Raw genomic sequence first — 13936 nt, forward strand, 5'->3', positions numbered from 1 at the left:
AGTTAACTGGTCATGTTGGTCACTGAACAAGAACATATGCCCAGGAGGAACATCATGGCGAAGACGTGGTTCATCACCGGAGCCTCGAAGGGATTCGGCCGGGAGTGGGCGGAAGCCGCGCTCGAACGGGGCGACCGGGTCGCGGCGACCAGCCGTTCCGCGGCCGCCTTCGACGACCTGGTCGAGAAGTACGGCGACGCGGTGCTGCCGCTGCGCGTCGACGTCGCCGACCGCACGGCCGCGTTCGAGGCCGTGCAGCAGGCGATCGACACGTTCGGCGAGCTTGACGTCGTCATCAACAACGCGGGCTACGGCCTGTTCGGCATGGTCGAGGAGGTGTCCGAGCAGCAGGCCCGCGACCAGATCGAGATCAATGTGTTCGGCGCGCTCTGGGTCACCCAGGCGGTGCTCCCCCACCTCCGCGCCCGCGGCTCCGGCCACATCATCCAGGTGTCGTCCATCGCCGGCCTCACCTCGCTGCCCGGACTCGGCATCTACCACGCCTCCAAGTTCGCCCTGGAAGGCTTCACCGCGAGCCTCGCCGCCGAGGTGAAGGGCTTCGGCATCAAGGTCACCCTGGTCGAGCCGGCCGGGTACGCCACCGAATGGGCGGGGCCCTCCGCGGTGCAGACCGAACGCCTTCCGGCCTACGACGACTTCCGTGCCGCCATGTCGGGCATCTCCTCCCGGCGCGGCGACCCGAGCGCGACGCGGGCGGCGATTCTCACCGTGGTCGACGCGCAGCAGCCGCCCCTGCGGATCTTCTTCGGTGACGGCCCGCTGGAAAGGATCACCAAGGAGTACGAGGCGCGGCTCGACGAGTGGCGGAACTGGGACGAGGTGTCAAAGGCCGCGTTCGGTTCCTGAGGCGCGACGGCACAGTCTCGATCAGAGTGCGGAAAGCGGTATGAGCTCGTCACACGATCTCGTTGAGGTGTCCCGCCCATGACCCGCCGACCCGTCCGCCGGGAACAAGGAGTCAGTCCGGGGGCAGGTCGATGAGCAGGCGGATACCGTCGATCAACGCTTGCGCCTGCTCCTCGGGCCAGTCCGCGATCCGGTCCGCGAGGTGCCGGGTCAAGGCGTTGCGGAGCACGGTGACTGCCGCGCGGCCCTCGGGGGTCAAGTTGAGCAGGGTGGCCCGGCGGTCGCGGGGGTCGGGACTGCGCTCGAGCAGGCCCGCGGCTTCGAGTCGGTCGGCATAGCGGCTTGCGCCGGATCGGTCGATACCGACCTCGTCGGCCAGCCGCGCCGCCGACTGCGGTCCGAGCCGGGCCAGGCCACTGAGCACCGGGTAGGTCTGACGGTCGACACCCGCCGGTGCCGAGTCGAGGATCGCGTCGTAGAGCGCGCTCCGGTTGCGCCGCAGCAGCAACTGTCCCAGTGCTTGCTCCAGGTCCCGCGCCAAGCCCGTGTTCGCCATCCACCAATAATACGTGCGAAACGCACGCATCGAGCGTATGTTGTTGCGTGCAAATCGCACGCATCTTCCTGGGGGCTCTCATGGGCACAGGTCGCCTGCCGACCCTGCGGATCATGCGGATCATCGGGCAGCCGGACGACGCCGCAGTCGACATCGCGCGCTACGCCGGCCTCGTGACACCGACCGGCGCGGGCGGGGTTGTTGAGCGACTGACCGGCATGCGGCGGACCGAGGGGGCACGGTGATGGCCGAGAGGCATCGCAGCGCGCTGATCGGGCCGGTGCTGGTGCTGGCCACGCTGGTCTCCAGCATCATCAGCTCGTTCGGTGCTCCGCTGATCCCCACGGTTGCCCGCGAGTTTCATGAGTCCCTGAGCACGGCGCAGTGGTCGCTGACCGTGGCGCTGCTGGTCGGCGCGGTGAGTTCCCCGGTCCTGGGCCGGCTCGGCGACGGCCCGCGGCGGCGCGTGACGCTGCTCGGCGGCCTGGCGGTGGTCACGGCGGGCGGTGCCGCGGCCGCGCTGGCAGGCGGCCTGGGCATGTTGCTCGTCGGCCGCGGACTGCAAGGCGTCGGGCTCGGGCTGGCGCCGTTGGCGATGGCCACCGCCCGGGACGAACTGCCCCAGGCCAAGGTCGCGCCGATGATCGCCCTGTTGTCGGTATCGGCGGGGGCCGGCCTCGGTGCCGGATACCCGATCAGCGGGGTGCTCGCCGGGGCATGGGGACTGGCGGGCGCGTACTGGTTCGGCACGATCGTGTCGGGCCTGGCATTGATCTGTGTCGCCGCAGTCGTACCGCCGAGCGCGGGACGCGGCGACCCTGACCGGCTCGACCGGGTCGGCGCCGTGCTGCTCGCGCCGGCGCTGGTCACCACACTGGTCGCAGTGGCGGAGGGAACACAGTGGGGCTGGGGTTCACCGACGATCATCGGCCTACTGGCCGCCGGGGCAGTGCTCTTCACGGTGTGGGTCGTGCAGCAGCTGCGCACCGAGAACCCGCTGGTGCAGCTGCGCCTGCTGCGCCATCCCTCCGTGCTCTCCGCCAATGCCTGCGCCCTGGTGCTCGGCGTCGCGATGTACATGATGCTTTCGGGGGTGACGGAGTTCGTACAGTCCCCGCGCTCGGGCGGATTCGGGTTCTCCGCATCGGCCGTCGTGGCCGGCCTCGTCCTCATCCCCCTGTCCTTCTTCATGCTGACCAGCTCCCGCGCCCTGCCCACCCTGGTGTCCCGCACAGGGATCCGGGCAGTGCTGGCGCTGGGCTGCCTCATATCCGCACTGGGCTGCGGATTCTTCGCCGTCTTCCACGGCGCCCTGTGGCAGGCCTTCGTCATGACAGGTGTCCTGGGAGTGGGACTGGGCACCACCTTCGCCGCGATTCCCGGTGTGATCGTGCAAGCGATCCCCGCCCGGGAGACCGGCAGCGCCCTGGGCTTCTACCAGGTGGTCCGCTTCACCGGCTTCTCCCTGGGCAGCGCACTCGCCGCCACCGTCCTGGCCGCTCACATCGGCGACAACGGCCAACCCACGGTGGGTGGTTACACCCTGGTGCTGTGGATCTCCGCCGGCTTCTGTGCCCTCGCAGCCGCCCTCGCCTGGTTCCTGCCCGCCCGATCCACCCGGCTCCCGCCCGCGGAGCGCCTGGCCGCCGAGGAGACCCGGCTGGTGGAACAGACCGACGGCGACGACCTCTCAGCGTAGACACCCCATTGCACCCCGACCCACCCTCAACTCGCAGCGTGAGGTCGCGGTTTGGTGGTCGGGGCCGACTGGAGGATCTGCTCGATTCCGAAGTCGAAGCGCTCGCTGTAGTCGATCGAGACGTAGTCCTCCAGCACTGAATGGAGGCCGGGGAAACACCGCTCGTCCACCGATTCCCGCAGCCGATCGTGGAGCTCGGCAGGTGTCGCCTGTTCTTCCTGAACAAGCCCGAGCGTGAAATAGAAAAGGCTCCAGGACGTCCACGCGGCCGATTTGCGGGTGGGGCAGCCTTCGAAGAGGACTGTCACCACCCGCTCGGAAAAGGCCAACGTGTTCGGTTCGACGGGAAAGGTCCCGGCGACGAGCAGGGCGCCGTCCCGGTGTCCGAGCATCGCTCGCCTCAACCGCCGCAACAGTTCGGCCACTTGCTCGCGCCAGTCTCCGGGCAGATTCTCCAGGTCGACCTCGCCCATGATGGATTCCGCCATCAGACCGAGCAGCCGATCCTTGGTCCGGATGTGCCACATGACCGTGTTCATCCGAACGTTGAGTTCGGCTGCCACCGCGCGAGCGGAGAGTTTGGCGATGCCGTCCCGTTGCAGGACGACGAATGCGGCCTCGACCACACGGTCGAGTGTGATGCCGACCTTGGTCGTGGCGGCGCCTGGCGTCTTGGTCACCGATCAATGCTACCGGGGCCACTGCTCACCGGTGGAAGCTGGGGCTCACAAGGTCGCGACCACCTCGATCTCGACCAGATAGCCCTCGGCGAAGAGCGTCTCCACCCCCACACACGTACTCGCGGGCGGCGTCTGCCCCGGTCCCCGGCAGCCGGCGATGAGCCCGATCAACTGCTCCGCGTTGTCGGTGTTGTACCCGACAAGGTGGATCGTCTCCTTGATGATTTTGCTACGGCTCGAACCTCCGGCGGCCAGCACGATGTCGACGTTCTCGTAGGCCTTGGTGAATTGCGCCGCCAGGTCGTCTCGACCGACGAGTTCCCCCTTGGCGTCCCACGCGACCTGCCCGGACGTGTAAACGAGTCCGAGGTCGGGAATTGCCAGGCCGTGGGAGATCACGCCGGTAAGGGGCGGGAGTTCGGCAGGATTCAGTGCGACGGATGACGACATCGGGAGCCTTCCCTCATTTTCCTGGAATCACCGATGCGCACCCTGCGCGTTCACGCAATGCTCAGCGCGAGTCCGCCGAGTTGCGACGTGATGACGCCGGAATGGGGTGCCGCATCGGAACAGTTGCCGCTGTTGATGCGATCAGGACGGTCGCGACGACATCGTCCTTGTTGGTGAGACGGTGCTCCTTCGACGAATCGAAATGCACCGAATCCCCGGTGTCGAGCTCAAGCGATACACCCGAGATATCGAGAGTGATCGCCCCGGACAGCACATGCAGCCATTCTTCGCCGACGTGCCGCGCCGTCTTGGTGTTCTTTCCGGCCGCCAATTCGACCCGGACGACGGACATGGTTTCCCGAGACCCGCTCAGTACGGTGTAGCGGCCGTCCTGCCCGTCACGTGTCATCGCCGCGTCGGCGCGCACCAGATGGAAGTCGTCCTGATCGGGTTCCTGGACCAACTCACTGATGGATACGCCGTACACGCGGGCGATCTGCAACAGGCTGCCGATGGACGGCTTGCGTACGCCCTTCTCCAGGCGCGAGAGATGCGCCGAGGAAATGCCGGTCTGTTCGGCCAGTGTCGTCAGGGTGATGCCGCGCTCGCCCCTCATGTCCTTGAGGCGTTGGGCAACCCACAGATCAGTGTCCTCGATCGACATTCCCGCACCATAACATGCCTCTGAGGCAATAGACCGGGCCTGTGAGGCACATCAAACGGGCTCCCCTATACGAGGTTCAGCAGTTCCCGCTCAAGGACGTGCGGGCTCGTCAGCAGGCCGACATGGGTGACGTCCCTCAGCGCGACGACCCGGAACCCGCGTTTCTCCGCCGAAGCCGCGATATCGGTGAAGAGGGCCTGATCGGCACAGTAGATGTAGGTGACCGCCTTGCCCGCCAGAGCCTCCTCACTGCCGGGACCGAGCGGCTCCTCGTGGGTGAGGCGCGGCATTGGTGTCATCCTGCTCGCGAGCCACGCCGCCCCCGCGTCGTCCGCCCCGAGCAGCCCGGGGTCGAGTGCCGCCACCTCCCACTCGGCGGGCCCGGGCGACTCGGCGAACGCCTTCTCCAGCCATGGCAGCATCGTGAACGCCGACTCCCCGGTGACGGGGGCGAAGGCGTCCGCGTACACCACCTGCCCGACACGATCGGGGGCGAGCGCTGCCACTCCGGTGATCACCATCCCGCCGTAGCTGTGCCCGACCAGGATCGCGTCCTCCACCCCTTCGGATTCCAGGAGTTCGGCGACTTCCCGCGCGTGGACGCCCAGCCCGACGTCCGGCGAGGAGAGCTCGTGCCGCTCGGCGAGGCCGGTCAACGTGGGTGTGAGAACCGTGTGGCCGGCGCTCTCCAACAGGGGGCGCAGCCGGTCCCAGGCCCAGCCACCGCCCCATGAACCGTGTACGAGTACGAACGTAGCCATGGCCCGCTCCTCATGAGATTCCAGAACCCCTCGGTCTTCTCACAGAGTCACGGTCCGGCCCCACCCAAGTCAACCTCATGGGCAAAATAAGTTGCCTCTTAGGCCAACAGGCGGACCGGCACGGCAGTCGTCACAGCATCGCCAGCCCCGGTTCCTGCAGGATCTGCGCGGTATTGGCCAGCAGCTCGGAGCCCTGTCGGCCGTCCATGAGCCGATGGTCGAAGGAGAGTGCCAGTTGGGTGCCCCAGCGCGGCTCGATGCGTTCGTTGCCGTCGTCGTCCCGGACGACCCAGGGCATGCGGCGGACGGCGCCGACGGCGAGGATGGCGGCCTCTCCCGGGTTGAGGATCGGCGTACCTGTGTCCACTCCGAACACCCCGACGTTGGTCAGCGTGACGGTGCCGCCGGTCATGTCCTGAGGTGAGGTGCGGCCGGCTCGGGCGGTCGCGGTGAGGTCCGCCAGCGCCTGGGTCAGTTCGAGCAGGGACATCCGCTCCGCGCCCTTGATGTTCGGCACGACCAGCCCCCGGTCCGTCGCCGCCGCGACGCCGAGGTTGACGTAGTGCTTCAGGACGATCTCCTGCGCCGCCTCGTCCCAACTACTATTCGCCTCAGGGGTTTTGGCCAGCGCGATCATGAAGGCCCGGGCGAAGAACAGCAGCGGGGTCACCCGCAGATCGCGGAACTCCCGGCGCCCGGCGACCAGTTCACGAAGTCGCATGGTCGCGGTGACGTCGACGGTGATGAACTCGGTGACGTGCGGTGCGGTGAAGGCGGAGGCGACCATGGCGGCCGCCGTGTGCTTGCGAACTCCGCGGATCGGTATACGCGTTTCGGAGGCCCGGGCGGTCTGCCAGGCGTGAGGGGACGGGGCGGGAGCAGCCTGCGGAGTCGCGCCTCGGGCGGCCTCGTGGACGTCCTCGCGGGTGATGGTGTTCCCGGGACCGGTGGGGGCGACGGTCGTGAGGTCGACCCCGAGATCCTTCGCGAGTTTACGGACCGGCGGTTTGGCCGCCGGCCGAGCTGCGGCAGGCTCCGGGACGTTGACCTCAACGCTGTCGGCGCGTTGCGACTGCGCGTGGTGCGCGGGACGCCTTCTGCGACGACCGGCGCCGGTGCCCTGCGGACCGTAGCCCACCAGCAGTGCGGCCTGTTCCGAATCCGGCTCCTGCACTGCCCCGCCGTCCGGTTCTCCGCCCGCCGCCTCTCCCGGTACGCCGGTGTCGATCGTGATGAGCGGCTTGCCGACCGGGAGCAGGTCGCCCACCTCCGCGTGGAGGGCGCTGACCACACCGGCGTAGGGCGAGGGAAGTTCGACGGCCGCCTTGGCCGTCTCCACCTCGACGATGATCTGGTTGACCTCGACGACGTCACCGGGCCGGACCGACCAGGCGAGGATCTCCGCCTCCGTCAGACCCTCGCCGACGTCGGGGAGCAAGAACTGCTGTGGGCTCGTCACGACGGCGCCCCTCCTAGTAACTCAGGCTGCGGTCAATGGCGTTGAGGATGCGGTCGACACCGGGAAGCCAGTCCGACTCCAGCCGGCTCGGCGGGTACGGGGTGTCGTATCCCGTCACCCGTACGACGGGCGCTTCGAGGAAGTGGAACTCCTCGTCCTGCAACCGTGCGGCGACCTCCGCGCCGAACCCGTGGGAGAAGGCGGCCTCATGGGCGACGACGGCCCGCCCGGTGCGGTGCACGGACGCGCGGACCGTCGTGACGTCCCACGGAGACAGGCTCCGCAGATCCACGACCTCCACGCTGCGCCCCTCCTCCGCCGCGATGTCGGCCGCCTCCAGGGCGACCGGCACGGTCGGGCCGTAGGCGATCAGGGTCACGTCCGTTCCGGCGCGGCGGATGACGGCCTGTTCCAGGGGGACTTCGGTGGCCGGGGCCACTTCTCCCTTGGTCCAGTAGTGCCGTTTGGGTTCGAGGAACACCACGGGGTCGTCCTCGGCAACGGCCTGTTGGATCATGTGGAAGGCGTCGTTCGGGGTGGCGCAGGTGACCACCTTCAGCCCGGCCGTGTGGGCGAAGTACGTCTCCGGCGACTCCGAGTGGTGCTCGATCGAGCCGATGCCACCGCCGTAGGGGATACGGATCACGACGGGCAGGGAGATGCGGCCCGCCGAGCGGTGTCGGAGTTTGGCGAGCTGCGTGATGATCTGGTTCACGGCCGGGTAGACGAAGCCGTCGAACTGGATCTCGCAGACGGGCCGGTAGCCGCGCATCGCGAGTCCGATCGCCGCTCCGACGATGCCGGCCTCGCCCAACGGGGTGTCGACGACCCGCAGTTCGCCGAAGTCCTTCCGCAGTCCGTCCGTCACCCGGAACACACCGCCGAGGCGGCCGATGTCCTCGCCCATGAGCAGGACTTGGGGATCGTCGGTCAGGGCTTTGCGCAGGCCGTCGTTGAGGGCCTTGACCATGGAGACGGTCATTTCTGCTCTCCGTCCTGCGGCCCGGTGGAGACGAACTCCAGGTGCTCGCGCAGCTGTTGGCGCAGATCGGCGGGCATCTGCGCGTAGGTGTGCTCGAAGGGAGAGGACGCGTCGGGGTCGGCCAGCCCGCGGCAGCCCGCGCGCAGCCGTTCGGCCAGGTCCCGCTCGCGCTGTTCGAGGTCGGTGAAGTACTCGTCGGTCACGGCGCCCGTCGTCTCAAGATGCGCGCGCAGCCGCTCCAGCGGGTCCCGGGCGGTCCAGTCCTCGGTCTCCTCGGCGGCCCGGTAACGCGTCGCGTCGTCGGCCGTCGTATGGGCGTTGACACGGTAGGTGACCGCCTCGATCAACGTCGGGCCACCGCCCGATCGCGCCTGGTCCAGCGCCTGGCGGGTGGCGGCGAGGCAGGCCAGTACGTCGTTGCCGTCGACGCGGATGCCCGGGAAGCCGTAGCCGGCGGCTCGCTGGGCCGCGGGGATCCGGCTCTGCACGCTGTAGGGCGCGGAGATGGCCCACTGGTTGTTCTGGCAGAAGAAGACCACCGGCAGGTTCTGGGCGGCGGCCCAGATGAACGCCTCGTTCGTCTCGCCCTCGCTCAGCGCGCCGTCGCCGAGGAACGCCAGCACGGCCGTGTCGCGATCCGGGTCGCCGGAGCCGGTGCTGCCGTCCCGGTACAGACCCATGCCGTAGCCCACGGCGTGCAGGGTCTGCGCTCCGATGACCAGCGTGTACAGGTTGAAGTGATGGGCGTAGGGGTCCCAACCGCCCAGCGTGGTGCCCCGGAAGAGTCCGAGGAGCGACACCGGGTCGAGGCCGCGGCACCAGGCCACGCCGTGCTCGCGGTAGGTGGGAAAGACCATGTCCCGGTCGTAGAGCGCGTATGCCGCTCCGACCTGTGCCGCCTCCTGGCCGCGAAGCGACGGCCACAGGCCCAACTCCCCTTGCCGTTGCAGGGCAATGGCCTCTGTGTCCAGTCGGCGGACGAGCGCCATGTCGCGGTAGAGGGCGGGGAGGTCCACGGTCGCCAGGTCCAGGGGCAGCCGGGCATCCGTGCTCAACTTCCCCGACGGATCGAGCAGTTGGATGGGCGGATCGGCCAAGGACGCTTCCGACAGCGGGTCTTGTACGGCGTTTGCCATGCGTGTTCTCTTTCCGGGCGACGCTCTCGACGGGGAGCGCGGGTCAACAGGCCTTGTCGGTACGGGGATTCAGCGCGGGGCCATACGCAGGGCACCGTCGAGGCGGATGACCTCGCCGTTGAGCATCGGGTTGTCGAGGATGTGGGTGACCAGGCCGGCGTACTCGTCCGGTGAGCCGAGCCGGGACGGATGCGGTACGGCCGCGCCCAGTTGGGTCCGTGCCTTCTCCGGCAGGCCCGAGAGGAGCGGGGTGTCGAACAGCCCCGGCGCGATCGTGACGACACGGATCGCCGAGTCGGCGAGGTCCCGGGCCGCGGACAGGGTCAGCGAGACCACCCCGCCCTTGCTCGCCGCGTAGGCGGCCTGGCCGATCTGCCCGTCGTAGGCGGCGATGGACGCGGTGCAGACGATGACGCCCCGATCACCGTTGTCCGGCGTGTTCTCGGCCATGACGGCGGCAGCGGCGGCGAGCACATGGAAGGTGCCGAGCAGATTGATCTCGATCACCCGTCGGAAGTCCTCGGCCGGCAGCACTCCCCGCTTGCCCAGGATGCGGCCGGGTGTCGCGATTCCGGCGCAGTTGACCGCCGCGCGCACCGGCCCCTGACCTGCCGCGTGGGCGAAGGCCTGACGGACCTGGTCCGCATCGGTCACATCCGCCGCGACGAAATGCGCGCGCTCCCCCAACGCGGCGGCCGCGGCCTCCCCTTGGCTGTTCGGGAGGTCCAACAGCACGACGGTACGGCCCTGTCGGTGCAGCCGGTGCGCGGTCGCCCGCCCCAGTCCGGAGCCGCCTCCCGCTATGACGGCAACAGCATCACGAGATGTCATGGTGCCCGCCTTCCTTCAAGTCGTCGGAACGTGCAAGTCGTAAGGAATGCGCAAGTCGTGGGAAACGAGGCCGAGTTCAGGAGTCGGCGAGGTGGCGGCTGATGACCATGCGCTGGATCTGGTTGGTGCCCTCGAAGATCTGGGTGATCTTCGCCTCGCGCATATAGCGCTCCACCGGGTGCTCACGGACGTATCCGGCGCCGCCGAGGACCTGGACGGCATCGGTCGTCACGGCCATGGCCGTGTCCGTCGCGATGAGTTTGGCCATGCTGGCCTGTCGGCCGAATGCCTGGCCTGCGTCCTTGCGCCGGGCGGCGACCAGGTAGGTGGCGCGGGCGGCTTCGGTGCGCGCGGCCATGTCGGCGAGCAGGAATCCGACGCCCTGGTGCTCGATGATGCGGCGGCCGAATGTCCGGCGCTCGCGGGCGTAGTCGACCGCGTGGTTGAGCGCCGCCTGCGCGATCCCGACGGCGACCGCGGCGATGCCGAGGCGGCCTGCGTCGAGTGCGGACAGCGCGATCTTCAGGCCCTGGCCGGGCTCGCCGATCAGCCGGTCGCCCGGGACCCGCACGTCGTCGAAGTGCATCACCGCGGTGGTCGAACTCCGCAGCCCCATCTTGCGCTCCGGAGCACCCGCGCTCAGGCCTGGCGACCGGGCGTCCACGTGGAAGCAGGAGATGCCGTTGCGCGGATCCTCGGACGTGCGCAGAAACGCGGTGTAGAAGTCGGCCTCACCGCCGTGCGTGACCCAGGCCTTGGCGCCCCGGGCCACCCACGCCTCGCCGTCACGTGCCGCGCCGGCCCGGATGGCACTCGGGTCGGAGCCCGCGTGCTCCTCCGACAGGCAGTAGGCGCCGAGTGCGGCGCCGCTCAGCTGCCACGGCAGCAGCGCCTGCCGCTGCGCCGCGGAGCCGAAGACCGAGACGGGGTGACAGGACAGGGTGTGGACGCTGACACCGACGGCGACAGCGGCCCACCGGGCGGCAAGCTCTTCGAGTACCTGCAGGTAGACGGCGTAGGGCTGGCCCCCTCCCCCGACGTCCTCGCCGAACGGAAGGGTCAGGAGCCCCGCTTCGCCGAGGAGGCCGAACACCTCACGAGGAAAGCGGCCCTCCTCCTCGAACTGGGTCGCACGCGGGGCGAGTTCCTTGTCCGCGATCTCGACCGTCAGCTCCAAGAGCTCACGGGCCTCGCCGGGCGGTAGTTCGCGCTCAACCTTCACCGCTGGGTCCCTTCCTCACGCCCTCGAACGGCGGTCGCCGACCAGTTGCAGGCGTTGTCAGTGGACCGGCGGGACACAGGCGGTGGCAATTAAGTTGCGGGTATCTTGCACGTGATGCAAAAAAGTCGAGCCAGATCAGACTCACCCGCAAAAAACGTGCACCCGAGGAGGACCACATGACCGACACGGCACTCATCGACAGCGTCGACCGCGCGATTCTGGAACTGCTGGTCGAGGACGGCCGCCGGACCATGACGGAGATCGCGGATCGCGTCAGCCTCTCCCCGTCGGCGGTCAAACGCCGGGTCGACCGGCTGGAGCGGGTCGGAGTCATCGCCGGCTACACGGTCACCCTCGACCACGGCAAGCTGGGCTCCGGTTTCGAGGCCTTCGTCGAGCTGCGGTTCGCCGGTGACGTCAAGGTCGAGGCGATCACGATGGCCGCCACCAGCGTCCCGGAGGCCCTGGAGGTCTTCACCGTCGCGGGCGACCCCGACGCCCTGGTCCGCGTCCGGGTGACCAACGTGCAGCACCTGAGAGACGTCATCGACCGGCTCCGACGTACGGGCGCGGTGATCGGCACGAAGACCCTCATGGTGCTGGGCGCATGGCGCAGGGGGGACTGAGCAGGCGGAAGATTTGTGCCTCATGGGCAACTTTTCTTGCCTCTGAGGTTGACAGCAGACGGGAGATGGTTGCAGCCTGAAAGAAATTCACCATGCATCGGAAAGGACGTCCCGATGTCCATCACCACCGGCAGCAACGACATCGACTTCGAGAACACCGAGGAACTGGACATTCCTCGTCTGGCGGAGAGCCGCGAGACCATCGAGGCCGAACGCGCCCACCGCAAGCGGCAGTTGGCGGCGGCGTTCCGGGTCTTCGCCCGCTACGGCTTCGACGAGGGCATCGCCGGACACATCACCGCGCGGGACCCCGAGTTCCCCGACAGGTTCTGGGTCAACCCGTACGCGGTGCACTTCTCCAAGATCCGGGTCAGCGACCTGCTCCTCATCGACGAGGAGGGCCGGGTCATCGAGGGCGAGCGCCGGACCAACAAGGCCGCCTTCTGGATCCACTCCTCCATCCACCAGGCCCGCCCGGACGTCGTGGCGGTGGCGCACGCCCACACCATCCACGGCCGGGCCTTCGCGTCACTGGACAAGCTCCTGGACCCGATCGTGCAGGAGTCCTGCGCCTTCTACGACGACCACGTGCTGTTCGACGAGTACAAGGGCCTGGTGCTGGAGCGGACGGAGGGCGAGCGGATCGCCGTCCGGCTCGGCGAGCGACGGGCCGCCATTCTCCGTCACCACGGCCTGCTGACGGTCGGGCGGTCCGTCGAGGAGGCCGCGTGGTGGTTCATCACCATGGACCGCGCCTGCCAGATGCAGCTCCTCGCCGACGCCGCGGGCAAGCCCCGCGTCATGACCGAGGAGGAAGTCACCCTGGCCCACCGGCAGTTCAGCAACGCCAACATGGCCCGCCACAACTTCAACCTCCTGGCCGACCTCGTGGTGGAGGAAGAACCCGACGTCCTGGGCTGAGCCCCGCCGCGAGCACAACCACTCGTCGACGGCTACACATCGGGCGCGTAGTGCTTGCCGTCACCCCTGCGCTCCACCGGCGGCAGATTCCGCCGCGGCGTCTCGACCGGTCCTACGGCGAGACCGCGCGCCCGCCGCCAAGCGGCCCTGGCCCGTGGGTGGTAGCGCCTCTCGAACGGTACGAGGTGCCAGCCGAGCGCGACGGTACGGCCCACCAGCCACAACCCGACCGCGCTCCGGCGCGACCAGCGGTAGCCCAACTTGGCGCGCACCGCGGGCGGATGCATCCCGACGGTGATCCAGACGAAGGGCCGGGTCAGCGGACCCCGTATCACCCGCCACACCACCTCCGGCAGCCACTTCATAAAAGGCGGCTTCCCTATCCGGCGGATGTCGAGCACGGCGCGCGCCGCCCGGTTGTCTTCCAGAACGTCGGCGCACATCCGCTCGAAGTACGCGGTGAATGCTCCCCAGTTGGCGGGAGCGGGCCGGTCGCTGACCCCGTAGAGCCGGTACCACTGAAGGCTCTCGGCGTAGAACCGCTTCTTCTGTTCCTCCGTCAGCGGCCGACCGAAGTACTGGCACACCAGCACCGGGACCATGACGAAGGTCGCGTGCGCCCAGAAGAAGGTGTCCGGATCGAGGGCGTGATAGCGCCGCCCCTGGCCGTCAACTCCCTTGATACCGACGTGATAGTCGCGCACCTCGCGGGCGGTACGGGCCGCGTCCGGGCCGTCGTAGATCACTCCGGCGATCGGGTAGAGCGAGCGGAGCAGGCGTTCCCAGCGCTCCTCGAAGAAGTGTGAGTGTTCCTCCACTCCGGCGCCGAGGGCGGGATGCATGTTCTGCATCGACCCGGCCCAGAGCCCGATCAGCATGCCCCGCCAGTCGCTGAAGTACCGCCAGGCCAGGGACGACGGGCCGAGTGGCTCGGGTGTCGACGGGTCGCCGGGGGTGGTCAATGGCCGCTCCTGACTGCCGAGTTGTGGTTCTTGCAGGGCCCCACCAGCAGTACAGCCGTCGGTTCTCCGCTGCGGCTCTCCTGGCCGGGCCGGACAACCGATGGAGCAGTTCCGCCGTCT

Annotated in this window: 16 protein-coding genes; 5 read left to right on the plus strand and 11 right to left on the minus strand. The window is 68.6% G+C overall.

Annotated elements, in window-relative coordinates; translation table 11 throughout:
• Positions 1-54 precede the first annotated feature (54 nt).
• Positions 55-867, plus strand: coding sequence for an SDR family NAD(P)-dependent oxidoreductase (locus tag SPR02S_RS10150; RefSeq protein ID WP_019056844.1), 813 nt, complete (start codon positions 55-57; stop codon positions 865-867).
• A 112-nt stretch (positions 868-979) separates the two neighbouring features.
• Here SPR02S_RS10150 and SPR02S_RS10155 read toward each other — a convergent pair whose 3' ends face one another.
• Positions 980-1423: a MarR family winged helix-turn-helix transcriptional regulator gene (locus SPR02S_RS10155; protein ID WP_019056845.1), complete on the minus strand. Its 444-nt coding sequence runs from the start codon at positions 1421-1423 to the stop codon at positions 980-982.
• Between the two features lie 80 nt (positions 1424-1503).
• Between SPR02S_RS10155 and SPR02S_RS10160 the strand changes: the two genes are divergently transcribed.
• Together SPR02S_RS10160 and SPR02S_RS10165 are read left to right on the plus strand one after the other, a co-directional pair.
• The gene (locus tag SPR02S_RS10160) at positions 1504-1668 is read left to right on the plus strand and encodes a hypothetical protein (protein WP_158697802.1); all 165 of its coding nucleotides are present in this window, start codon (positions 1504-1506) and stop codon (positions 1666-1668) included.
• On the plus strand, positions 1668-3122 hold the full coding sequence (locus SPR02S_RS10165) for an MFS transporter (protein WP_019056847.1): 1455 nt from the start codon (positions 1668-1670) through the stop codon (positions 3120-3122). The genes SPR02S_RS10160 and SPR02S_RS10165 overlap by 1 nt, the downstream gene beginning before the upstream one ends.
• A gap of 26 nt (positions 3123-3148) precedes the next feature.
• Here SPR02S_RS10165 and SPR02S_RS10170 read toward each other — a convergent pair whose 3' ends face one another.
• The 9 genes from SPR02S_RS10170 to SPR02S_RS10210 form a co-directional block, all read right to left on the minus strand.
• On the minus strand, positions 3149-3802 hold the full coding sequence (locus SPR02S_RS10170) for a TetR/AcrR family transcriptional regulator C-terminal domain-containing protein (RefSeq protein ID WP_019056848.1): 654 nt from the start codon (positions 3800-3802) through the stop codon (positions 3149-3151).
• A 45-nt stretch (positions 3803-3847) separates the two neighbouring features.
• Positions 3848-4252 carry a RidA family protein gene (locus SPR02S_RS10175; RefSeq protein WP_019056849.1) on the minus strand — a complete coding sequence of 135 codons (405 nt, stop codon included), beginning with the start codon at positions 4250-4252 and terminating at the stop codon, positions 3848-3850.
• Positions 4253-4313: 61 nt separating this feature from the next.
• A complete protein-coding gene (locus SPR02S_RS10180) occupies positions 4314-4916 on the minus strand; it encodes a helix-turn-helix domain-containing protein (protein WP_019056850.1) in 603 nt (200 codons plus the stop codon).
• 65 nt (positions 4917-4981) lie between these two features.
• Positions 4982-5677 (minus strand): alpha/beta hydrolase, encoded by a 696-nt coding sequence (locus SPR02S_RS10185; RefSeq protein ID WP_019056851.1) that lies wholly within the window; start codon positions 5675-5677, stop codon positions 4982-4984.
• A 130-nt stretch (positions 5678-5807) separates the two neighbouring features.
• On the minus strand, positions 5808-7136 hold the full coding sequence (locus tag SPR02S_RS10190) for a dihydrolipoamide acetyltransferase family protein (RefSeq protein ID WP_019056852.1): 1329 nt from the start codon (positions 7134-7136) through the stop codon (positions 5808-5810).
• A 13-nt stretch (positions 7137-7149) separates the two neighbouring features.
• On the minus strand, positions 7150-8118 hold the full coding sequence (locus SPR02S_RS10195) for an alpha-ketoacid dehydrogenase subunit beta (protein ID WP_019056853.1): 969 nt from the start codon (positions 8116-8118) through the stop codon (positions 7150-7152).
• Entirely contained in the window at positions 8115-9254 is a 1140-nt protein-coding gene (locus tag SPR02S_RS10200) for a thiamine pyrophosphate-dependent dehydrogenase E1 component subunit alpha (RefSeq protein ID WP_019056854.1), read from the minus strand. The genes SPR02S_RS10195 and SPR02S_RS10200 overlap by 4 nt, the downstream gene beginning before the upstream one ends.
• A gap of 69 nt (positions 9255-9323) precedes the next feature.
• Positions 9324-10085 (minus strand): SDR family NAD(P)-dependent oxidoreductase, encoded by a 762-nt coding sequence (locus tag SPR02S_RS10205; protein WP_026150393.1) that lies wholly within the window; start codon positions 10083-10085, stop codon positions 9324-9326.
• Positions 10086-10161: 76 nt separating this feature from the next.
• Positions 10162-11307, minus strand: coding sequence for an acyl-CoA dehydrogenase family protein (locus SPR02S_RS10210; RefSeq protein WP_019056856.1), 1146 nt, complete (start codon positions 11305-11307; stop codon positions 10162-10164).
• A 176-nt stretch (positions 11308-11483) separates the two neighbouring features.
• On the opposite strand from SPR02S_RS10210, the gene SPR02S_RS10215 reads away from it, so the two are divergent.
• On the plus strand, positions 11484-11933 hold the full coding sequence (locus SPR02S_RS10215; RefSeq protein ID WP_019056857.1) for an Lrp/AsnC family transcriptional regulator: 450 nt from the start codon (positions 11484-11486) through the stop codon (positions 11931-11933).
• A gap of 114 nt (positions 11934-12047) precedes the next feature.
• Positions 12048-12854 (plus strand): class II aldolase/adducin family protein, encoded by an 807-nt coding sequence (locus SPR02S_RS10220; RefSeq protein WP_019056858.1) that lies wholly within the window; start codon positions 12048-12050, stop codon positions 12852-12854.
• Between the two features lie 32 nt (positions 12855-12886).
• Here SPR02S_RS10220 and SPR02S_RS10225 read toward each other — a convergent pair whose 3' ends face one another.
• Positions 12887-13816 (minus strand): oxygenase MpaB family protein, encoded by a 930-nt coding sequence (locus tag SPR02S_RS10225; protein WP_019056859.1) that lies wholly within the window; start codon positions 13814-13816, stop codon positions 12887-12889.
• Positions 13817-13936 lie beyond the last annotated feature (120 nt).

The sequence above is a fragment of the Streptomyces prunicolor NBRC 13075 genome (assembly GCF_000367365.1).
Lineage (GTDB): Bacteria > Actinomycetota > Actinomycetes > Streptomycetales > Streptomycetaceae > Streptomyces > Streptomyces prunicolor.

What these genes read in the sequence shown, in the direction of transcription:
- SPR02S_RS10150 (WP_019056844.1), top strand. Translation starts at nt 55, where the DNA reads ATGGCGAAGACGTGGTTCATCACCGGAGCCTCGAAGGGATTCGGCCGG.
- SPR02S_RS10155 (WP_019056845.1), bottom strand. Translation starts at nt 1,423, where the DNA reads ATGGCGAACACGGGCTTGGCGCGGGACCTGGAGCAAGCACTGGGACAG.
- SPR02S_RS10160 (WP_158697802.1), top strand. Translation starts at nt 1,504, where the DNA reads ATGGGCACAGGTCGCCTGCCGACCCTGCGGATCATGCGGATCATCGGG.
- SPR02S_RS10165 (WP_019056847.1), top strand. Translation starts at nt 1,668, where the DNA reads ATGGCCGAGAGGCATCGCAGCGCGCTGATCGGGCCGGTGCTGGTGCTG.
- SPR02S_RS10175 (WP_019056849.1), bottom strand. Translation starts at nt 4,252, where the DNA reads ATGTCGTCATCCGTCGCACTGAATCCTGCCGAACTCCCGCCCCTTACC.
- SPR02S_RS10180 (WP_019056850.1), bottom strand. Translation starts at nt 4,916, where the DNA reads ATGTCGATCGAGGACACTGATCTGTGGGTTGCCCAACGCCTCAAGGAC.
- SPR02S_RS10185 (WP_019056851.1), bottom strand. Translation starts at nt 5,677, where the DNA reads ATGGCTACGTTCGTACTCGTACACGGTTCATGGGGCGGTGGCTGGGCC.
- SPR02S_RS10195 (WP_019056853.1), bottom strand. Translation starts at nt 8,118, where the DNA reads ATGACCGTCTCCATGGTCAAGGCCCTCAACGACGGCCTGCGCAAAGCC.
- SPR02S_RS10200 (WP_019056854.1), bottom strand. Translation starts at nt 9,254, where the DNA reads ATGGCAAACGCCGTACAAGACCCGCTGTCGGAAGCGTCCTTGGCCGAT.
- SPR02S_RS10205 (WP_026150393.1), bottom strand. Translation starts at nt 10,085, where the DNA reads ATGACATCTCGTGATGCTGTTGCCGTCATAGCGGGAGGCGGCTCCGGA.
- SPR02S_RS10215 (WP_019056857.1), top strand. Translation starts at nt 11,484, where the DNA reads ATGACCGACACGGCACTCATCGACAGCGTCGACCGCGCGATTCTGGAA.
- SPR02S_RS10220 (WP_019056858.1), top strand. Translation starts at nt 12,048, where the DNA reads ATGTCCATCACCACCGGCAGCAACGACATCGACTTCGAGAACACCGAG.